Source organism: Ensifer sp. Root127 (assembly GCF_001425225.1).
GTDB lineage: Bacteria > Pseudomonadota > Alphaproteobacteria > Rhizobiales > Rhizobiaceae > Ensifer > Ensifer canadensis.
In genome coordinates this window covers 747177-767239 of record NZ_LMDX01000001.1, presented here as the reverse complement: position 1 = coordinate 767239, position 20063 = coordinate 747177, and the positions used below count along the sequence as shown (strand labels likewise).

At 61.8% G+C, this 20063-nt stretch carries 14 protein-coding genes; 6 read left to right on the top strand and 8 right to left on the bottom strand.

What is annotated here, in order from left to right:
• Nucleotides 1-2: 2 nt before the first annotated feature.
• The 3 genes from ASD03_RS03610 to aceA form a co-directional block, all read right to left on the bottom strand.
• A complete protein-coding gene (locus ASD03_RS03610) occupies nucleotides 3-1109 on the bottom strand; it encodes a helix-turn-helix transcriptional regulator (RefSeq protein WP_025425976.1) in 1107 nt (368 codons plus the stop codon).
• A 255-nt stretch (nucleotides 1110-1364) separates the two neighbouring features.
• Entirely contained in the window at nucleotides 1365-1604 is a 240-nt protein-coding gene (locus ASD03_RS03605) for a hypothetical protein (RefSeq protein WP_025425977.1), read from the bottom strand.
• A gap of 82 nt (nucleotides 1605-1686) precedes the next feature.
• Complete coding sequence (gene aceA, locus ASD03_RS03600; protein ID WP_025425978.1) at nucleotides 1687-2976, bottom strand: isocitrate lyase; 1290 nt, start codon at nucleotides 2974-2976, stop codon at nucleotides 1687-1689.
• A 228-nt stretch (nucleotides 2977-3204) separates the two neighbouring features.
• Here aceA and ASD03_RS03595 point away from each other — a divergent pair, with 228 nt between their 5' ends.
• Complete coding sequence (locus tag ASD03_RS03595; protein ID WP_025425979.1) at nucleotides 3205-4614, top strand: XRE family transcriptional regulator; 1410 nt, start codon at nucleotides 3205-3207, stop codon at nucleotides 4612-4614.
• Between the two features lie 12 nt (nucleotides 4615-4626).
• Here ASD03_RS03595 and ASD03_RS03590 read toward each other — a convergent pair whose 3' ends face one another.
• Nucleotides 4627-5580: a fatty acid desaturase family protein gene (locus ASD03_RS03590; RefSeq protein WP_162250494.1), complete on the bottom strand. Its 954-nt coding sequence runs from the start codon at nucleotides 5578-5580 to the stop codon at nucleotides 4627-4629.
• Between the two features lie 60 nt (nucleotides 5581-5640).
• Entirely contained in the window at nucleotides 5641-5829 is a 189-nt protein-coding gene (locus ASD03_RS38670; protein WP_128090405.1) for a hypothetical protein, read from the bottom strand.
• Nucleotides 5830-5918: 89 nt separating this feature from the next.
• Here ASD03_RS38670 and ASD03_RS03585 point away from each other — a divergent pair, with 89 nt between their 5' ends.
• The 4 genes from ASD03_RS03585 to ASD03_RS03570 all read left to right on the top strand — a co-directional run bounded on the left by ASD03_RS03585 (nucleotide 5919) and on the right by ASD03_RS03570 (nucleotide 9994).
• Entirely contained in the window at nucleotides 5919-7013 is a 1095-nt protein-coding gene (locus ASD03_RS03585) for a polyamine ABC transporter substrate-binding protein (protein ID WP_025425981.1), read from the top strand.
• 103 nt (nucleotides 7014-7116) lie between these two features.
• Entirely contained in the window at nucleotides 7117-8259 is a 1143-nt protein-coding gene (locus ASD03_RS03580) for an ABC transporter ATP-binding protein (RefSeq protein WP_025425982.1), read from the top strand.
• A 4-nt stretch (nucleotides 8260-8263) separates the two neighbouring features.
• Nucleotides 8264-9175: an ABC transporter permease subunit gene (locus ASD03_RS03575; protein ID WP_025425983.1), complete on the top strand. Its 912-nt coding sequence runs from the start codon at nucleotides 8264-8266 to the stop codon at nucleotides 9173-9175.
• Between the two features lie 3 nt (nucleotides 9176-9178).
• Nucleotides 9179-9994, top strand: a complete 816-nt coding sequence (locus ASD03_RS03570; protein ID WP_025425984.1) for an ABC transporter permease subunit — start codon at nucleotides 9179-9181, stop codon at nucleotides 9992-9994.
• A 53-nt stretch (nucleotides 9995-10047) separates the two neighbouring features.
• Here the strand turns inward: ASD03_RS03570 and ASD03_RS03565 are convergent, their stop codons facing one another.
• The gene (locus tag ASD03_RS03565) at nucleotides 10048-11871 is read right to left on the bottom strand and encodes an AsmA family protein (protein WP_025425985.1); all 1824 of its coding nucleotides are present in this window, start codon (nucleotides 11869-11871) and stop codon (nucleotides 10048-10050) included.
• Nucleotides 11872-12047: 176 nt separating this feature from the next.
• On the opposite strand from ASD03_RS03565, the gene ASD03_RS03560 reads away from it, so the two are divergent.
• The gene (locus ASD03_RS03560; protein ID WP_025425986.1) at nucleotides 12048-14000 is read left to right on the top strand and encodes an acetoacetate--CoA ligase; all 1953 of its coding nucleotides are present in this window, start codon (nucleotides 12048-12050) and stop codon (nucleotides 13998-14000) included.
• Between the two features lie 462 nt (nucleotides 14001-14462).
• Here ASD03_RS03560 and ASD03_RS03555 read toward each other — a convergent pair whose 3' ends face one another.
• Together ASD03_RS03555 and ASD03_RS03550 are read right to left on the bottom strand one after the other, a co-directional pair.
• The gene (locus tag ASD03_RS03555; RefSeq protein ID WP_025425987.1) at nucleotides 14463-16145 is read right to left on the bottom strand and encodes an iron ABC transporter permease; all 1683 of its coding nucleotides are present in this window, start codon (nucleotides 16143-16145) and stop codon (nucleotides 14463-14465) included.
• Between the two features lie 202 nt (nucleotides 16146-16347).
• Nucleotides 16348-19986 (bottom strand): PAS domain S-box protein, encoded by a 3639-nt coding sequence (locus ASD03_RS03550; protein WP_057212484.1) that lies wholly within the window; start codon nucleotides 19984-19986, stop codon nucleotides 16348-16350.
• Nucleotides 19987-20063: the final 77 nt, after the last annotated feature.

Genomic DNA, 20063 nt, shown 5'->3' with positions numbered 1-20063 from the left:
GGTCAGCGCATCAAGAGGCTGACGAGTGCCGCCTGCGAGTTCACCTGGGTCTTGGAATAGATGCTCTTCAGCTGGGTGCGGATCGTTTCGTAGCTGACGCTGTTCGCCAGGGCGATTTCCCTTAACGACAGTCCTGCAGCGAGGCCGGAGGCGATTCTGATTTCGGCGGGAGTCAATCCGTAGATGTCCTCCAAGTGCCTGCTCCGCACTTCCGGAAGCAGCGACGTGGTCGGTTCAATGACGACAGCAACGGTTGGGCCGCTAAGGAGTTCGGTGAAGGCATCGGAATTCAACTTCAAGAGCGTGATGCGATATGCCGTCCCACCGGCGCCCTTGACAATGGAGACATGTGGGCGCGTATCCGTGCAGCCACGCAATGTCAGCGCTTCCAGCGCTGCGCTTGTCTGCGGACAGCTTAACGTCAAGCGCCCGCCTGTAGCGATACGAATTGGCGCGCCTGTCGCCGATATGCGTTGCGCGTGTTCATTCATGGAGCGGACACGGAGATTCTCGCCGACATACATCAGGCCAACGCCGATCGAATCGAGCAAAGATTGCCCTTGCTGGCGCTCGACCGTCATCACATCGCGCTTCCGGACAAACTCGAACGCGCGTTTGAGATGCGGTGCAAGGCTCGTATATTGATCGGCGGCGTGATGGTTGAACTCTGCGTCGGTTGATGTCGTACATGTCGATAGAATGAATGTGCGTGTCGCATCTCTTATGATCGTCACGCCGACGCTGGTCTCGCATCCGGTTTGTCGCTTTAGCCAGTCGTTGTAGAATTCGGATTTGACCAGATCTTCCCGCGAAACGATATGCTCGCCACATAGGCCCCGGCCGACGGGTACCAGAACGGTTCTCGGGATCCACGGGTTCACTGCGGCGAAATGGTTGTTGAATTGATCGAGGTCGTCGGCCGTAAATCCGGAGACATAGGGGACATGCGACGCGGGTGCCGCGAGGTCATGATAGTGGAGCGCGGACTTACCGTTTGGCACAGTGCCCGCCAACCGGCTCAGAAAATCCTCCCAGCTGCATTCGCCGAACGCAGCGCCATAGATCAGATCGATCAGTTCTTCCGTATTCGCCGTTCCTGTCCGGAACATGCGTGCCCCCGCTCGCACTAGACCGAGTTAGTATAGGCAGGAGCCTCGGCAATAAGCAACTTGAAATGGTATATCTGCTTGCAAGACCGGCGTGAAACGCGGCAGGCCGGCGTTGCTGCCGGCCGTTTTCGCGTCAGGGTTGTCGGTCTGTGGGGTGCTAAACGGGGCGGCGGACGGTCGCGGTTGCCGTCTGTGGTTTGGGTATGCTCGACCAAGCCGCCAGAAGCAGCAAGGCTGCGGCCGTCAGCACCGTCATCACGCGCGTCCCTGAGTGACGATAACAGGGATCAACAGGTCGCCCCAGTTGCCTTCGCCGCCATGATGGCGGGCCGAACGTACCAGCTCGACCGATACGCCGGCGTCGACGGCTTTCATGACGGCCTGGTTAAGGCGGTGCAGGTCGTTGGCGACCATGCGGATCGCCGCCTGCTGATCCGGGGTCATGGCCGAAGACTGTTCCTCGGCCCTTTCCTTGACGCGTGTCTGAACTGTCATTGGAGTTCTCCTTGGTGTCAGCGGTTTCTCGTCGATTGCATGGGGAGCGCGGCGGGCAGGGATTGCCGCGCTCCCCGGTCCTTCACTCTGCGGCCGGGCGGAACTGGTCGTGCTCGGTCGATTCCTTCATGGCTGTCGTCGATGACTGGCCGCCGGTGATGGCCAGCGACACGGCGTCGAAATAGCCGGTGCCGACTTCGCGCTGGTGCTTGGTCGCGGTGTAGCCATTGACCTCGGCGGCGAACTCCGCCTCCTGAAGCTCCGAATAGGCCGCCATCTGCCGGGCCTTGTAGCCGCGCGCCAACTCGAACATGCCGAAGTTCAGCTGGTGGAAGCCGGCAAGCGTGATGAACTGGAACTTGTAGCCCATCGCACCGAGTTCCCGCTGGAACTTGGCGATCGTCGCGTCGTCGAGGTTTTTCTTCCAGTTGAACGACGGCGAGCAGTTGTAGGCGAGCAGCTTGCCCGGATGCGCCTTGTGCACGCCCTCGGCAAACTTGCGGGCCTGCTCCAGGTCCGGCTTGGAGGTTTCGCACCAGATCAGGTCGCAATGCGGCGCATAGGCGATGGCGCGCGCGATGCACGGCTCGATGCCGTTCTTCACCTGGTAGAAGCCTTCGACCGTGCGTCCGGCGTCATAATCGACGAAGGGGCGATCGCGTTCGTCGATATCCGACGTCAACAGCTTGGCCGCTTCCGCATCGGTGCGGGCGATGACGAGCGTCGGCGTACCCATGACGTCGGCTGCAAGCCGTGCCGCGTTGAGATTGCGGATATGCGCGGCCGTCGGGATCAGGACCTTGCCGCCGAGATGGCCGCACTTCTTTTCGGACGCCAGCTGGTCCTCGTAGTGAACGCCCGCAGCTCCGGCCTCGATGAAGGCCTTCATGATCTCGAAGGCATTGAGCGGGCCGCCGAAACCGGCTTCGGCGTCGGCAACGATCGGTGCGAACCAGGTGTCGACCGATAGCCCCTTGCCTTCCGAGGTCTCGATCTGGTCGGCGCGCTGGAGCGTGCGGTTGATGCGCTTTGCCAGCTCCGGAGCGGCATTTGCCGGATAGAGCGATTGGTCCGGATACATCGCTGATGCGGTGTTGGCGTCGGCCGCGACCTGCCAGCCGGAGAGGTAGATTGCTTTCAGGCCGGCGCGAACCATCTGCATGGCCTGATTGCCCGAGAGCGCGCCGAGCGCGTTGACGAAGTCCTCTTCGTGAATGAGCTTCCACAAGCGGTTGGCACCCATTTCGGCCAGGGAGTAACGGATCTCGACCGAACCACGCAGCCGCTTCACGGTTTCAGCGGTGTAGGGGCGTTCGATGCCATCAAAGCGGCCTTGCTGGGCACTGGGAACAAGCTTGTAAAAATCAGTCATCATTTCCTCCTGCTGGAACTCATCCACCATTCGACTTTTGTCGTATGGCTTTCCTCGTCTCTAGTTGATGTGACAGTTTTTACATTGCGCTGCGCAATAGGGCTATGGAAATCGAAGTTCATGGCCTTTCAAAAGGGTTATCTTGTCTTGCCTTTGACAGGCGTGCACGGTAAATTTGTAAATTATGTAAATGTGTGGTCGTCGTCAGAGTTGTAAAGGTAGTGACAAATGGCTGAGAACAAGATCTTTGCCGGTCCTCGTGTCCGGCGGATCCGCAACGGGCTCTCGCTGACGCAGACGGCGATGGCCGAAGCGCTTGGCATCTCGCCGTCCTACCTCAACCTGATCGAGCGCAATCAGCGTCCGCTGACCGTCCAGCTGCTTCTGAAACTCGCATCGGTCTACAAGGTCGACCTCGAGGAACTGCAGGGTGAAACTGGCGGTGGACTGGCGCAATTGCGCGAGGTCTTTGCCGATCCGCTGCTGGCGGCGGAACTGCCGGGGGATCAGGAATTGATCGAAGTTGCCGAAGCGGCGCCCAATGCCGCCGGCGGCGTCGTCAAGCTTTACCGCGCCTATCGCGAGCAGGCGGCGCGGCTAAAGGACCTTGCCGACCTCCTGGCGGGGCAGGGGCACATGGAGGCGCTGTCGGGCACCCGCCTACCGATGGACGAGGTGCGCGAGACGCTGGAGGCGAGACCCAATCATTTCGCCCGGATCGAAGAAATGGCGGAGGCCTTTCACGAGGCGCTTTCGCCGGGCGATGATCTGATCGGCGCACTGAAAGCCTGGCTGAAGAAGGAACACGGCCTGGTCGTGCGCAATCTGCCCGTTCATGCCATGCCCAATCTGCGTCGCCGCTTCGATCGCCATTCCATGCGGCTCTTCATCTCCGAGCGCCTATCGCCCTATGACCAGTTGCGCGAGATCGCCATGGAGGTTGCCTCGATTGCCTGTCACGAAGCGATCGTCCGGGAGTTGGAGACGCTGCGCCTGTCGACCGCCGAAGCGCGCCGCATCGGCCGCTTCGAACTCGCCCGCTATGCCGCCCACGCATTGATGATGCCCTATGCGGCATTTCATGCGGCAGCCGTCCGGGCGAGATACGATATCGACGTGCTCAGGGCGCGTTTCCAAGTGTCGTTCGAGCAGGTCGCCAACCGGCTGACCATGCTGCAGCGGCCCGGCGCGACCGGCGTTCCGTTTTTCCTGATGGAGATCGACAATGCCGGGCATCGGCTCCGTCGTTCCGGCGCATCGGGTTTCCCGCAAGCGAGGTTCGGCGGCGGCTGTCCGAAGCTCAATATCCATGCCGCCTTCTCGGTGCCGGGGCAAATCCTGGTGGACCGCGTAGAGACAACAGAGGGACTGGCGTTCCTTACCGTGTCGCGCACGCTCGATGGTCCGCAGGCGGGCTTTGAAGAGCGGGTTCGCCGCACCGCGTTGCTGATCAGTTGTGAGGCCTCTTTTGCCGATGAGGTGGTCTATGGCACGCTACGCTCGCCCGCGGTTGCGATCGGGGCGGCCTGTCGGCTCTGCGAGCGGCAGGGCTGTCTTGCGCGCGCCGAGCCTCCGGTGACGCGCCCGCTTGGGCTCGACGAGATGGCAACAGGCCTCAGCGTCTTCGATTTTCAGTAGGCGCTGGGACTTTCAGTAGCGGACGGGGTGATGGCTCGGCAGCAGCGGCGCACTGGCGGCGAAGCATTCGGCCGGTAGTCCGGTCGTATAGCCGCGGGTAATGTGCGCCTTGTCCGCATAGGCTTTGTCGCGCATCAGGATCGCGTGCAGTTCGGGCAGGTTATAGAACGGCACGCCGGGATAGAGGTGGTGCTCCAGATGATAGTTGATGTGGTGCGGAGCAAAGAACAGTCTTTCCCAGGCATGCGGATAGACCGTGCGTGAACTCGTCAGCTCGTCGCTATAGTCCATGTTGCCGAAATGCTCCGCAACGCTGCGCACGTAAAGGAACAGGCAGAAGAAGGTGAAGAACGGCACGAGCCAGTAGAGCGCGAATTCGCGCCAGATGCCGAGAAGGCTGAAAATGGCGGCGGCAGCGATATAGAAGCAAAGGCGCAGCATCTTGTAGCTCCGCGTCGACCGGTCGTTCTTCGACATGCGCTTGGCCATGTGCACCATGTCGCGGATCGAGTTGACGGCGACGAGATAGCCGAGCAGTTGCATCACGCCACGCGCGATCTTCTGCGGAAAGGTGAACTGCGCCATGCCGAGCTTTGCCGTCCAGTCCGGGTCGTCGTCGGTGTTGGCATGCTGGTGGTGTGCCAGGTGGTTCTGCCGGTAGCCATCGACGGTCGCCAGCATCGGCCAGGCGAGCAACAGGTCGCTCATCCAGTCGCTGAGCTTGCGGTTCTTGATGATGCGGTAGTGCGCCGCCTCATGAACGAGACAACCGAACGCATGCATGCGACCGGCAATCACGATCACGGTCATGAGGTAGACGAGGATATTGCCGGTATATTCGCTGACGGCGATGGCGGTGGCGATGATCGCCCAGTCGACCGCGATCGCCGCAAGGGATTTCTGTGGCTCGAGTATCGAAAGGCGCTTCAACTCTCTCGGATCGATCCTGCGGTTCCGTCCACTCATGACACTACCCAGACGCTGATACACAACCGAGGGGAAAAATCGCATGCGCCTTATGGTTAATCAATCGTAAACGAACGCGTGTTCTGGCTGGTTGCCGCCATGGTTAACGTCGGCCGCTTGGTACCTGCCGATGGCGGGATCGCGCCCTTCGCCATAAGTGCCCGATTTTCCTTGGCTTGCGAAAACTGGGGTGGCTGAAGAGGTCCGCCTCTTTCCGGCACAAAACCGCTTGAGGTTGTCGAGAAACATGCCTAACCTCGCCCCGGAGCGATCCAGAATGGGCCTGGATCCGTGTCACGGGGCGGCCTTGTCCGGACCGATAATAACGAGGGAACTGCATGTCCAAATTCATCGTTACAACCATGGCGACGGTCATACTGGCCGGTTCGACCATGCTCGCTTCGGCGCAGGAGCGGGTGGTCAACGTCTATAACTGGTCGGATTATATCGACAGCAGCATTCTGGAAGACTTCACCAAGGAAACGGGCATCAAGGTCGTCTACGACGTCTTCGATTCCAACGAGATCCTCGAAACCAAATTGCTCGCAGGCGGCTCGGGCTACGACGTCGTCGTCCCGACGGCGACCTTCCTGCAGCGCCAGATCGCGGCCGGCGTGTTCCAGAAGCTCGACAAGTCCAAGCTCCCGAACCTCACCAATATGTGGGACGTGATCATGGAGCGTACGGCCAAGTACGATCCGGGCAACGAATACGCCATCGACTACATGTGGGGCACCACCGGCATCGGCTACAACGTCGACAAGATGAAGGAAATTCTCGGCACCGACGAGAAGCCCAACTGGGACGTCATCTTCAAGCCGGAACTAGCCGCCAAGTTCAAGGATTGCGGCATCCATGTTCTCGATTCCCCGACGGATGTGATGCCGTCGGCGCTCGCCTATCTCGGCCTCAATCCTGATAGCCACGAAGCGGCCGATCTTGAAAAGGCTGCCGAACTGCTTGCCAGCGTTCGTCCGAATATCCGCAAGTTTCACTCGTCGGAATACATCAACGCGCTTGCCAATGGCGATATCTGCCTCGCGGTCGGCTTTTCCGGCGATGTCTTTCAGGCCCGTGACCGCGCCGCCGAAGCCAAGGCTGGCGTAACCGTCGATTATGCGATCCCGTCGCAGGGCGCGCAGATGTGGTTCGACATGCTCGCCATTCCGGCGGACGCTCCGCATGTCGCCGAAGCGCATGAATTCCTCAACTACATGATGAAGCCGGAGGTCGTCGCCAAGGCGTCGAACTATGTCTTCTACGCCAACGGCAACAAGGCCTCGCAGCAGTTCCTGGACAAGGCGGTTCTCGAAGACACCGCCATCTACCCCACCGATGATGTGATGCAGAAACTGTTCACGGTCACGCCGTTCGAGGCGAAGGAGCAGCGGGTATTGACCCGGCTCTGGACAAAGGTCGTCACCGGCCAGTAAGAGCAAAACGAATTGCCCGGACCTCAAAATCCGGGCAATTTTCTTAAAGGGGGCACCGGGGAAAACGAGAGTGCCCATCGGCTGTATCATTCGGGGATAGATGATGAAGTCACTCGGCAGTATCAGGCGCTCTTTCGCCCCCTGGGCGGATCCCGCTTCCAAGCCATTCATTTCCGTCAAGAACGTCACCAAGAAGTTCGGCGATTTCACCGCCGTCGACGATCTTTCGCTCAACATCTACACGCGCGAGTTCTTTGCACTCTTGGGTGCGTCGGGCTGCGGAAAGTCGACGCTCCTGCGCATGCTGGCCGGTTTCGAGCAGCCGACCTCGGGGGAGATCATTCTCGACGGCCAGAACCTTGCCGGCATTCCGCCCTACCGGCGGCCCGTCAACATGATGTTCCAGTCCTACGCGCTGTTTCCGCATATGACCGTTGAGACCAACATCGCCTTCGGCCTGAAGCAGGACGGCATGCCCAAGGCCGACATCGCCGAGCGCGTCGGCCAGATGCTCAAGCTGGTGAAGCTCGAGAAGTTTGCCAAGCGCAAGCCGCACCAGCTTTCCGGCGGCCAGCGCCAACGTGTCGCGCTGGCACGCTCACTCGCCAAGCGCCCGAAGGTGCTGCTGCTCGACGAGCCGCTCGGCGCACTCGACAAGAAGCTGCGCGAGGAAACCCAGTTCGAACTGATGGACCTGCAGCAGGAACTCGGCCTTACCTTCGTCGTGGTCACGCACGACCAGGAGGAAGCGATGACGATGGCGGACCGCATCGCCGTCATGAGCCACGGCAAGGTCGCGCAGGTGGCAACGCCAGCGGAAATCTACGAGGCGCCCAATTCGCGCTTCGTCGCCGACTTCATCGGCGATGTGAACATCTTCGACGGAACAGCCACAACCGCGGAAAACGGCTACCTCAGCATTGAAACCGGCAACGGCTTTCCCATTCGCATGGCATCGCCGGAGAGGCCTGCCGCCGGCGCCAAGGCCGCGGTCGCCATTCGCCCGGAAAAGATCCGTGTCACCCGCCAGCCGCCGGCGCACGCGCCGGTCAACGCGGTCGAGGGTGAGATCTGGGACGTCGGCTATCTCGGCGACATGACCGTCTTCCATATCAGATTGAAGGATGGCAGGGTCGTGAAGGCGTCGTCCTTGAACGCGGTGCGCGCCGTGGAAGATCCCTTCGGCTACGACCAGCAGGTCTGGATCTCGTTCGGCGAAGACGCCGGCGTCGTCTTGAAGGATTGAAGCCATGGCGCGCGTTGCATCAGCCGTCTTCAGCCGCCTGGTCATCATCATCCCCTATGCCTGGCTACTGTTCTTCTTCCTGATTCCCTTCTTCATCGTCTTCCGTATCTCGTTGTCGCAGACGGCGGTGGCGATGCCACCCTATACGCCGGTCTTCGATCTCCTCGGTGGCCTTTCCGGCATTATGGAAAAGGCACGGGAGTTCTCGCTCGACAACTATGTCTGGCTGACCGAGGACGTTCTCTACTTCAACGCCTATGTGTCGAGTGTCATCATCGCCGGAATCTCGACGGTGCTGACGTTGATGATCGCCTATCCCGTCGCCTACGGGATGGCGAAGGCGCCGAAATCGATCCGCCCGACGCTGTTGATGTTGGTGATCCTGCCGTTTTGGACCAGCTTCCTGATCCGCGTTTACGCCTGGATCGCCATCCTGAAGCCGGAAGGACTGCTCAACCAGTTCCTGATGAGCATCAATGTCATCGACCAGCCGCTGATCATCCTCAACACCAACTGGGCGATCTATATCGGTATCGTCTATTCCTACCTGCCGTTCATGGTCCTGCCGATCTATTCGTCGCTGGAGAAGATGGACCACACGCTGACGGAAGCGGCGCTGGATCTCGGCTGCACGCCATTCTCCGCCTTCTGGCGCGTCACGTTCCCGCTGTCACTGGCCGGCGTCGTTGCCGGTTGCCTGCTCGTCTTCATTCCGGCTGTCGGCGAGTTCGTCATCCCCGATCTGCTCGGCGGATCGGAAACGCTGATGATCGGCAAGACGCTGTGGAACGAGTTCAACGCCAACCGCGACTGGCCGGTCTCTTCGGCGGTTGCCACGATCCTGCTTTTGATCCTGGTGATACCGATCGTGTTCTTCCAGAACGCGCAGGCCAAAGCCGACGGCGAGGGGAAGTAGGTCATGGGCAACTGGTCACGCTTCAACATTGCCTCGATCGTGCTCGGCTTCGGCTTTCTCTATCTGCCGATCGTGCTTTTGGTGATCTTCTCGTTCAACGAATCGAAGCTGGTCACGGTATGGGCCGGGTTTTCGACCAAATGGTACGCGCAGCTCTGGCACAATCAGGCGCTTCTCGACGCCGCCTGGGTCACCATCCGCGTGGCATTGATCTCGGCCACCTGCGCAACCGTGCTCGGGACCTTGGCGGCCCTCGCGCTGGTGCGCTACACGCGCTTTCGCGGCCGCATGCTGTTTTCCGGCATGGTCTATGCGCCGCTGGTCATGCCTGAGGTGATCACCGGCCTGTCGCTGCTGTTGCTGTTCGTTGCCATCGGGCTCGACCGTGGCTTCTGGACGATCACCCTTGCGCACATCACCTTCACCATGTGCTTCGTTGCCGTTGTCGTGCAGTCGCGGCTCCTGAGCTTCGACCAGTCGATCGAGGAGGCGGCGCTGGATCTGGGCGCGACCCCGGTCAGGACCTTCTTTGCGATCACTCTGCCGGTGATCGCGCCGGCCGTCTTTTCCGGCTGGGTGCTGGCCTTCACGCTGTCGCTCGACGATCTCGTGATCTCGAGCTTCACCACAGGCCCCGGTGCCACCACGCTGCCGATGAAGATCTACAGCCAGGTTCGTCTCGGGGTGACGCCTGAAATCAACGCGATCTGCACGATCCTGATCGGCATTGTCGCGATCGGTGTCGTCGTTGCCTCTGTTGTGACCAAACAGCGTGAAGCGCAACGCGAGAAGGACGAGCGCGCCGCTTTCGCGCAGTAGAGTTCAGCTCCGTTTTCAAGAGGACGGCTGGTGCATTTAAAGCGCCGGCCGTTTCAGTTGGGCTCGCCGAGAACCGAGAGCGGCGAGATCACCGCATTCGGCCAGGAGCCGCCGACGAAGAACCGCAATCGCTGGGCGGCATTGGTAGCGTCGGTAAAGGTTCCGGCAAGAGCCAGGCTGCCGCTGCGATAGGGTATGACGCCGTTGACCGACAGGCTGCCCGTCGGCCCGATAAAGGTAGCGCGGTTCAACCGGGCCGATCCGTCGCTGAAGCGCGCCTCGATGTCGGCCCGCTGAAAATCGAACGTGCCGCTGCCTGCCTGCGACAGCGAGAAGAACTCACCCCTGCGGACCAGGTCCGAGAAGGCGTCGGAGTCGAATTCGGATAGTCTGCCGTTGGCAAGCGACAAGGTCAGGCGCCCGGATGCGTCGGCTGCGCGTGGCGTCCAGAACGGGTGATCGGTCGCCAGGTCCAGGTTGACGTTGCCGCGTCCCGTCGGCACCGGGCCGGTGAAGCCGAAGTCGGCGACGGCGGCCGCAAGATCCGCATCCTTGAGAGCCAGCTCTAGCTTGCCGCCACGGGTCAAGCCCGCTTCCGACAGCACGAGGCGGCCGCTGAGCCTGCCATTGGCATAGGTGCTGTCGCCGATATCAAGCGACGCCCGCCCGTGATCGACCATGACGCCGGCCGCCACGTCGGTCAGCCGCAACGGGCCGATCGCTGCCTCCTGCGTCGAAAGGCGCACGTCGACGCGCCAGGTGCGGGCGAAAGCCTCGGTCATATGTCTGGCGAGTTCTTCTGGATCGACCGGAAGCTGCGCAAAAAGTGGTTGCAGTCCGTTGAGGTCGATCCTGTCGAACGCGAGCGTGCCCTCGACGCGCGGTGTGTCGTTGGCAGGAGCGACAACGTCGAGCACCCCGGTTGCCGTCGCGCCGCCGATCGCCAGGCGCAAGTCATCCAGCTTCAGCGTCGCGTCTCCGGTCGTGACGTTGGCACTGAGATCGAAGCTGCTCTCGGGCAGCCCCTCATGCGAGGCCCCCTCAAACCACGCGGCAAGCGCCGGCAGCGAGGCGGTGGAAACCTGGAGCCGCCCCGAGGCGAATGGTTTCATCGACAGATTGCCGACGCCCTCGAAGGAGAAATTGAGGGGGGCCGAGGTCAGCGATGTCTTCAGCGTCGTGTTGCGGCCGGCCAGCAGCGTCAGCGGCTCGTCGCAGGCCAGCGCCCAGCTCACGGCCTGCCCGCCGATCATGCTCGACAGTTGCGCATTCAGGCGCCCGGCAAAGGAGGGCCACTTCACGGTGCCGGATATGCCGGGAAACTCCCGCGCATAATTGGTCGCCCGGTCGAATACCTGCAGGCGGCCATTCTCGATCGTGATGTCGCCGAAGGGGGTGTCGTCGTTGTCCGCTTTCGCCTCGCGCGGCGCAAGCCAGCGCGGCCGCTCCCAGTTGAGCGTGCCGTCGATGCCACGCTCCAGCGTTACCACAGGCTCGATGAGGCGGATGTCTTCGAGTGCCGGTTCGCCGCGAAGCGCAGAAACCAGGCTGAAGGCTGCGGTGATGCTGCCGATCCGGGCGAGTGTGCGGGGGGTACCGTCGGTCGTCTCGATCGTGGCGCCGTACAATGTCAGCGTCGGGTTCGGCCAGAAACGGATGTTCGGCTCGCCGGTTATCCTGCTCTTGCCACCCGACCAGGCGTCGAGCATGCGCTCCATCGTCGGCCGCACGTCCGTCGTCGAGATCACGAGCGGCAGGGCCGCGTTGTATCCGACGGCCAGCACGATGCCGATCGCCGCCGGCCAGAGGAAATGGCGACGACGAAGCCGCGACCAAAGGCGTGATTCACCCATCATATGCAGGATTTTTCTTGTCATTTCCGCCTGGTTGCCCATCGCTTGGGATCACGCTGCTTGGATAGGCTTTCAGCCCGCATAAATCAAATGCGCCCGACATGGAAATGTCGCCAATGCGACGCCGGAGCGGGTTCTCCTGCTGTTTATTTTGCGTTGCAGCATGGTATAGAGGGCATGGAGTAGGAGTGGAGGAAAGCATGCAGTCTGAGCAACCTTTGTGGGTTCCCGGTCCAGAGATCCGCGAGCACAGCCCGATGGCGCAATTTATCGCCTGGTGCAGCGAGCGCTTCGGCAAAGACTTTGCCGATTACGACGCGTTTCACGCGTGGTCGGTTGCCGAACGCGGCGATTTCTGGACGGCGGTCTGGGAGCATTGCGAAGTCATCGGCGATCGTGGCGCGACGGCTCTGGTCAATGGTAACAGCATGCTCGACGCTCGGTTCTTTCCCGAGGCGTCGCTGAATTTCGCCGAGAACCTGCTGCGGCGCGCCGGCGGCGACGATGCGCTCATTTTCCGCGGCGAGGATAAGGTCAGCTACCGGCTTTCCTGGGATGATCTGCGCACGCTGGTCTCGCGGCTGCAGCAGGCGCTGAAAGCGCGCAGCATCGGCAAGGGTGACCGCGTCGCCGCGATGATGCCCAATATGCCCGAAACGATCGCTCTCATGCTGGCGACCGCGTCGATCGGTGCGATCTGGTCGTCCTGTTCTCCCGATTTTGGCGAGCAGGGCGTTCTCGATCGCTTTGGCCAGATCACCCCGAAACTGTTCATCGCCTGCGACGGCTATTGGTACAACGGCAAACGACAGGACGTCGACGCCAAGGTTCGTGCGGTCTCCATGGCTCTCGACGTTCCAGCCCTCATCGTTCCCTATGCGGGCGAGGCGAGGGCGCTGGCGGCCTCAATTGCCGATGGCGTGACGCTCGAGGACTTCATCGCTCCGTTTAAAGCCGAGGCGCTCGCCTTCGAGCGTTTGCCGTTCAGCCACCCGCTCTATGTGCTCTTCTCCTCCGGCACCACGGGCGTCCCGAAGTGCATCGTTCATTCGGCCGGCGGCACGCTGCTGCAGCATTTGAAGGAACATCGCTTCCACTGCGGGCTCGGCGACGGGGAGAAGCTCTTCTATTTCACCACCTGCGGCTGGATGATGTGGAACTGGCTCGCCTCCGGCCTGGCGGTCGGCGCGACGCTGTGCCTGTTCGACGGCTCGCCGTTCTATCCTGATGGAAACGTCCTGTTCGATTATGCGGCGGACGAAACGTTTGCCGTCTTCGGTACGTCGGCAAAATACATCGACGCGGTCCGCAAGGGCGGATTTGAGCCGGCCAAGACCCACGACCTTTCAAGCCTGCGGCTCTTGACCTCGACTGGCTCGCCGCTGTCGCCCGAAGGCTTCTCCTTCGTCTATGAAGGCATCAAACAGGACGTCCAGCTTGCGTCGATCTCCGGCGGCACCGACATCGTTTCGTGCTTCGTGCTCGGCAATCCGCTGAAGCCGGTCTGGCGTGGCGAGATCCAGGGTCCTGGCCTCGGACTGGCCATCGATGTCTGGGACGACGAGGGGCGCTCCGTGCGCGGCGAAAAGGGTGAACTCGTCTGCACCAAGGCATTCCCGTCGATGCCGGTGATGTTCTGGAACGATCCCGAAGGCGTCAAATACCGCGCCGCCTATTTCGAACGTTTCGACAACGTCTGGTGCCATGGCGACTTTGCCGAATGGACGTCGCATGGCGGCATCGTCATCCATGGTCGCTCCGACGCGACACTCAATCCCGGCGGTGTGCGCATCGGCACGGCGGAGATCTACAATCAGGTCGAGCAGATGGAAGAGGTGGCCGAAGCGCTCTGCATCGGACAGGACTGGGAAGACGACGTGCGCGTCGTGCTGTTCGTGCGCATGGCATCCGGCGCCTCGCTCGATGAGCAATTGGAGAAGGCGATCAGGAACCGTATCCGCACCGGCGCATCGCCCCGCCATGTGCCGGCGAAGATCATCGCCGTTGCCGATATTCCGCGCACGAAGTCGGGCAAGATCGTCGAATTGGCGGTCCGCGACGTTGTGCATGGACGCCCGGTCAAGAACAAGGAGGCGCTCGCCAACCCGGAAGCGCTCGATCTTTTCGCCGGGCTCGATGCCCTCAAAAATTGAGGGGCCGTTAACTTGTTCGCGCTTTCGGAATTAACCAAGGCTTCAGACTTGCTGATAAATCCCTAAAATTGTCGGATCGGCTGGTAAGGTCTTGTTAACGATTGGGGGCGCATGGTCATGTCAACTTGAGGCCGGCCGATGAGTGGTCGGCGCCTGGCAGCGATGCCGCCGCAGACATGATGTCATTACTTCTCGAGCATTTGTTGGTTTAGCATTGAATTATCGAGGTGGCCTCCCAGCCACCTCTTTTTTTGCCTTCGGGACAGAGCGTTTTGGGCGGAGGTGCGGAAACGCTCTATCTCTTTGTTTTCCCGTATTTCCAGACGGAAAACCGCTTCGCACTTTTCCTGGAAATGCTGTTAAGCGCGTTGCGATTTCCAGGATTCCCTTGTTGCGCTTTAAGCTCTTTTCTTAACGCATGTCCTTATCGCAAAACCGCTGCGCACTTTTGCGCGACCTGCGTTAGGGCCGACGCTCCATCGATCTCGAAACCAGGATCACGGGGATCATGCCGGCAACGACGATGATCATCGCAGCCACCGATGCATCCTCGACCTTGGCACGCGATGCGTCCTCGTAAACAAGCGTCGCAAGCGTGTTGAAGTTGAACGGGCGCAGCATGATCGTCGCCGACAGTTCCTTCATGGTCTCGATGAAGACGAGAAGTGCTGCGGTCAACACGGCGGGGCGCATCATCGGCAGAAGCACGGTTCGCAGCGTCTGCCCTCCGGTGCGGCCAAGCGCACGTGCAGCCATGTCGAGGTGCGGCGACAGCTTCTGGAAACCCGCCTCCAGCGTGCCTTCGGCCATGGTGAGGAACCGGACGGTGCAGGCGTAGATGATGGCAAAGCCCGTTCCCGTCATCAGTAGCCCGGTGGATATGCCCAAGGTGCTGCGAAAGCCGGCGTCGACCAGATTGTCTAGCGCTGCCAGCGGGAAGAGCACGCCGATCGCCAGAACCGTGCCGGGCACGCCATAGCCGAAGGAGGCGAGGCGGCCGGCGGTATCGGTGAAACGCGAGCGTCCGGTACGCGCGGCATAGGCAAGCACGAAACCGAGCAGCACCGTGACCAGCGCGGTTGCACCGGAAACCAGGATGCTGTGGAAGAGTGCGTTCAGCAACCGCGGTTCGATGAATTGATCGAGGCGCTTCAGCGCGTAATTGCCGAGGATCAGGAACGGGACCGCGAAGCCGGAGAGCACCGGAAGCAGGCACGCAATCGTCGCGGCCCACTTCTTCCAGCCGGAAAGCGGAAGCCTGGTCGCATCATGGACTGCCGACGTCGTCTTCTGGCTGGAGAAGCGCTGCCTTCGCCGGGCAGCCCGCTCGATCATCATCAGCCCGATGACGAAGACGAGCATGATGCAGGCGATCTGCGCCGCGCCGGCAAGGCTGCCGCGGTTGAGCCAGGTGTCGAAGATCGAGAAGGTCAGTGTCTGCACGCCGAGGAATTCGACGGCACCGATGTCGTTCAGCGTCTCCATCGCCACCAGCGTCAGACCGATCATGATCGCCGGTCGCGCCATCGGGATCTGGATGCGGAAGAACACCTTGAGCGGCCCGGCGCCGAGCGTGCGGGCAACATCGGCCGCCGCGCGCCCTTGCATCAGAAACATCGAGCGACAGGCGAGATAGATATAGGGATAGAGCACGGAACTCAGCACCAGGACGGCGCCGCCGAGCGAGCGGATATCGGGAAACCAGTAGTCGCGGCTGGTCTTGAAGCCGAAGATAGCGCGGATCAGCCCCTGCACCGGCCCGGTGAAGGTGAACAGCTCACCGAAGGCGTAGGCGGCGAGATAGGCGGGAATGGCAAGCGGCAACACCAGCGCGGCGGACAGAAACCGGCGCAAGGGAAACTCGCAACTCGCCACCAGCCACGCGGTCACGATGCCGACGACGGCCGTCGTCATCCCGGTGAACGCGATCAGCAGCAACGTGCGGATGGTGGCGCGCGGGATGACGTTTTGCATGAGATGCGGCCAGTCGGAACCGCCGCCGGAAATCGCCAGCCATGCAATGGCGAGGATCGGCATCAGCACGATCAGCGATGCGCCCCCGGCCCATACGGCGAGCAGCGGATGCGAAAGACCGGTTTTCGCGCCGGTTGGGCGCCGCTTGAGGATTTGTGACGTGGACTGCAATCGATCTGATCCGGAGCGAAACGGCCACAGCGCCGCGCGTCTGACATGACGCTCTAAGGATGCTGTAACGCTTTAAACTCGCTGCATAATCTTCCCCTTGGATCGCCTCCGATTTCAAGAAGAGGATTATGCAGCAGGAATTGCCGTGAGGATGCCAACAAACTGGTTTCCCCAAGTCAACATTTCCTTACAGCATCTGTCGTCAGTTCGCCAAGACGCGTTGTGACGGGAAGGAGATTTCCACCAGCGTGCCCTCGTTCGGTGCCGAGGTGATGGCGAACTGCGCACGGTTGGCTTCGGCCATGGCTTTGGTCAGCGGCAGCCCGAGGCCGGTGCCGTCGCCACGCTTGCGGCCACCGGTCGTCACCTGCCGGAAGGGCTTCATCGCCTGGTCGAGTTCGCTGCGCGTCATGCCGACGCCGGTGTCGCGGATACGCAGGATCACGCTGCCGTTCGGCTCATAGGAGGTCGACACCACGATCTGTCCGCCCGATGGCGTGAAGCGGATGGCGTTCGCCAGGATGTTGAGTGCGATCTGCTTGATCGAGCGGCTGTCGGCAACCACGTTCGGCACAGCTGTCGAAAGCGACGTGCGGATGATGACGCGCTGGCTGTTTGCCTGCGGCTGCACCAGCGACACCGCTTCGGAAACCGCATCGTTGATTTCGACCGAGCCGAAGTCGAGATCCATCTCGCCCGCCTCGATCTTCGAGATATCGAGCAAGTCGTTGACGATATCGAGCACATGGCGGCCGGAGCGGCCGATGTCGCCGGCGTATTCGATATAGCGCGGATGGCCAACCGGGCCGAAATGCTCGCTCGCCATCATGTCGGAAAAGCCGATGATCGCATTGAGAGGCGTGCGGATTTCGTGGCTGACGCGCGCCAGGAACTCCGTCTTGTGGGCATTTGCCGTCTCGGCCGCGCGCTTGGCGTTGCGCAACTCCTCTTCGGTCCGCTTCCACTGGGTGATGTCGCGGATGACGGCGCAATAGCCGTTGGAGGCGGACAGGCGGCCGATGGTCATGAACAGCGGCAGGAAGCCGCCTGCGGCCTCGCGGCCGATCACTTCGCGGCCGTCGTTGAGTACGCTGGCAACCCCATGGCCGGACAGGCCTTGCAGATAATCGATGACCGCCTTCTGGCTCTCATGGGCAAAGAGCGCTGCAAACGGCTTGCCGCGGATTTCGCTCTCATCGTAGTTGAAGAGCGCGCTCGCTGAGCGGTTGATCGAGCGGATATCGCCGTCGTGTCCGAGAATGACGACACCATCGGTCGCCGTCTCGAGGATCGAGCGCAGCTCGTCGATTTCGGTCTTGAGCTTGCCGACCTGTTCGTCGGCGACGGGAGCCGGAGCGGTTTCGACCGGGCTCGCTTCGCTCTCTTGGGGCTGCGCGACTTCCGTCGATGCCAGGGCCAGCATCAGCGCGCTCTTTCCGTCCCAGCGGATCGAGTGCAAGTGGGCCGTTACCGGAAGCAACTGCCCGGTCTTGCGGATCAGCGTCATCGTGCCGTCCGGCTCCGTGTCGCCGACCTCCTCGTCATTGGCAAAGAGCGCGTCGATGCCGCCTTCCTCTTTGAAATCATCGAGCGTGTCGTAGCCCGTCAGTCGCAGGAATTCCGGATTGGCGTGCAGCAGGTCGTCGCCGAGATGCACGAGCAGGCCGACAGGCAGGCTATCGAGGATCTCGCCGCTGAAACCGACGGTCGCGATCGTCGCCGGGTCCATGCTCGCCTCGGCCAGGTCGTCGGATCGAGGTTCGGCTGCGGCCACCTCGCTCGAAGCTTCTGGCGTCTCGAACTCAGACTCGCTGGTCGCGGTCGGCGCGGCCTCAAGAGCTGCTTCGTCCAGGGTTTCAGATACCGGTTGTTCCGCTTCGCCTTGGATGGCGTCGTCTGAAGCCTCGTCCGACCGGGTCTCGTGCGCCTCTGGGCGTCCCACAAAATTTTCGCCGAGCTGCCGCGCGATTTCGCGAAAAGCCGCCTGCTCGCCGCGGGTGAGCGCGCTTGAACCGGCCGGGCGGTGTAGCTCGAGTTCGATGATCTTGTCGGAAGCCCGGCGTCCGGGCGTCTCGACGATGCGAAGTGCTGGGCGCTGACCAAGGAAGGGATCGGCCGGCACCGCGGGCTGGTCGGTCGTTACTGCCTCGGTCGGCTGCGGCTCGTCGGAAAAAAGTGCAGGTTCGTCGGCTTCATTCGCGCCGGCGGTCGCGATCTCGTGGGTCGCCTCTTCAACGGCTGCCACGCCATTCGGCGAAGTTGGCGCCGTCAGATCGTTGGCCTCTATCGCATCCTCGTCACGATCGAGCGAAAGGCCGTTGGCGTTGTGATCTTCGACGGCATCTGCAACGCGCACGATGCCGAAGCCGCGGAAACCGTCGAACTCCCGCGAGCGCGAGTAGGTGGGCAGGGCGGCGAGGTCGACCGGGACCTTAAGGCTCGTGCCTTCGACCGGCCAGAAAATCGTCTTGCCGGACCAGGTGTCGCGGCGGTGCAGGAGCTCGTTGATCTTGTTGTCGGGGTCGAGACCATAGCGCGCCGCAAGCGAGGCGAAGCTGACACCGATCACGTCGGCGGCCTTCGGCCCGACCGCCGAGGCAAACTCCTCCGAGATTTCGCTGAACTGTCCTTCCGCGTCGATTTTCCAGACGAACCGCACCGCCCGCCCGCCGATCGCAAAGGCGAAGTCGGACTGAGCGCCGACAGGGGCGTCTTTGTGTTCGCGCGGTTCAACCGATGTAGCATCGGGGACAGGCGCTGCCTCGGCGACAATTGCCGTCTCGGCGGACGGCAACTGCTCCGCGCCTTCTGGTGCGGCGTCCGTCTGTTCCTGGGCCGCATCTGATGTTTCGGCGGTCGCTGTTTCCAGCGGCGTTTCGGTATCGGTGTCGACGGCGAGGTCGGGTTCCTCTGCTTCGACTGCGGCGACGACGTCGTCGGCTTCCGCAAGCGGCTGCTCGATTTCACGTTCGGCGACGATCCGCTGATCCGCCGAAGCCAGCTCGTCGGGAGCCGATTGCTCGACGACCGTTTCCACCGCGCCAGTAGCCATCGCCGCTTCCGTTTCGACGACAGCGGGTGCGACGTCGGTCACAACATCGGCCTCGACGACCTCCGCGACGGCTGTCGGCGGCAAGACAGCCTCGGCCGGTGCTTCATCCGGGTCGAGGTTGCCGAGGATGGTTTCCACCGCAAAGAGAAGATGAAGCGCCGGTTCGTCGGCGATCTTACCGATGGCGGCGGGCAGGTGTCCCTTTGCCGTGGCGACCGGGCGCTTGATCAGCCAGTCATGGTCGCGGGCAACGGCGGCGACGAGTTGGCGGCGCGTCTCGTCGGACATGCCGAGATTGGCAAAGCCAGGCGACTGGGCGACGATCGTACCGTCGGCATCCAGCACGGCCATGTGCGTGTCCGGGCCGTCGAGCCCGGCGATCATGCGCGCCGCGCGATCTTCCGTCGAAAGCGGCTTGCCGGAATGGGGTGCGGTGAACAGCACGCCCAATTCGTCCGGCCGGACGCGGATCAGTTCCACCGTCGTATTGAGCGGCACGCTTCGAAAGCCCGCGGCAATGCGCATCAAGAGCTGGCGACGATCGCCGACCGAAACGAGCTGCGTCGCGGCGGCCTTCAACTGCCGCGCCGACAGGTCGTTCGCATTGGGGCCCGTGTCGATGAAGTCGTAGATCGAGTCTGCGCCGAAGAAGGCGGCACCCTGATCGTTGGCCCACAGAACGCGGTTAAGGTCCCTCGAAAACAGGATCGCCGCATCGCCGCGCGCAAAATGTTCGCGCACCCGCTCATGCACGGCAATGTCGATGAAGGGGTACTGTCTTGCGGGCATGGACGGGCCTATTGACGGGTCGCTGGTACGTTAACACTCTATTAATACCCGCCACGCGGCTGAGGGTCCAGCAATCG

Bases quoted from the DNA above. Each gene is read 5' to 3' on its own strand.
- ASD03_RS03610 (WP_025425976.1), bottom strand. From the start codon at position 1,109: ATGTTCCGGACAGGAACGGCGAATACGGAAGAACTGATCGATCTGATC.
- ASD03_RS03605 (WP_025425977.1), bottom strand. From the start codon at position 1,604: ATGACAGTTCAGACACGCGTCAAGGAAAGGGCCGAGGAACAGTCTTCG.
- aceA (WP_025425978.1), bottom strand. From the start codon at position 2,976: ATGACTGATTTTTACAAGCTTGTTCCCAGTGCCCAGCAAGGCCGCTTT.
- ASD03_RS03595 (WP_025425979.1), top strand. From the start codon at position 3,205: ATGGCTGAGAACAAGATCTTTGCCGGTCCTCGTGTCCGGCGGATCCGC.
- ASD03_RS03590 (WP_162250494.1), bottom strand. From the start codon at position 5,580: ATGAGTGGACGGAACCGCAGGATCGATCCGAGAGAGTTGAAGCGCCTT.
- ASD03_RS38670 (WP_128090405.1), bottom strand. From the start codon at position 5,829: ATGTTTCTCGACAACCTCAAGCGGTTTTGTGCCGGAAAGAGGCGGACC.
- ASD03_RS03585 (WP_025425981.1), top strand. From the start codon at position 5,919: ATGTCCAAATTCATCGTTACAACCATGGCGACGGTCATACTGGCCGGT.
- ASD03_RS03580 (WP_025425982.1), top strand. From the start codon at position 7,117: ATGAAGTCACTCGGCAGTATCAGGCGCTCTTTCGCCCCCTGGGCGGAT.
- ASD03_RS03575 (WP_025425983.1), top strand. From the start codon at position 8,264: ATGGCGCGCGTTGCATCAGCCGTCTTCAGCCGCCTGGTCATCATCATC.
- ASD03_RS03570 (WP_025425984.1), top strand. From the start codon at position 9,179: ATGGGCAACTGGTCACGCTTCAACATTGCCTCGATCGTGCTCGGCTTC.
- ASD03_RS03565 (WP_025425985.1), bottom strand. From the start codon at position 11,871: ATGACAAGAAAAATCCTGCATATGATGGGTGAATCACGCCTTTGGTCG.
- ASD03_RS03560 (WP_025425986.1), top strand. From the start codon at position 12,048: ATGCAGTCTGAGCAACCTTTGTGGGTTCCCGGTCCAGAGATCCGCGAG.
- ASD03_RS03550 (WP_057212484.1), bottom strand. From the start codon at position 19,986: ATGCCCGCAAGACAGTACCCCTTCATCGACATTGCCGTGCATGAGCGG.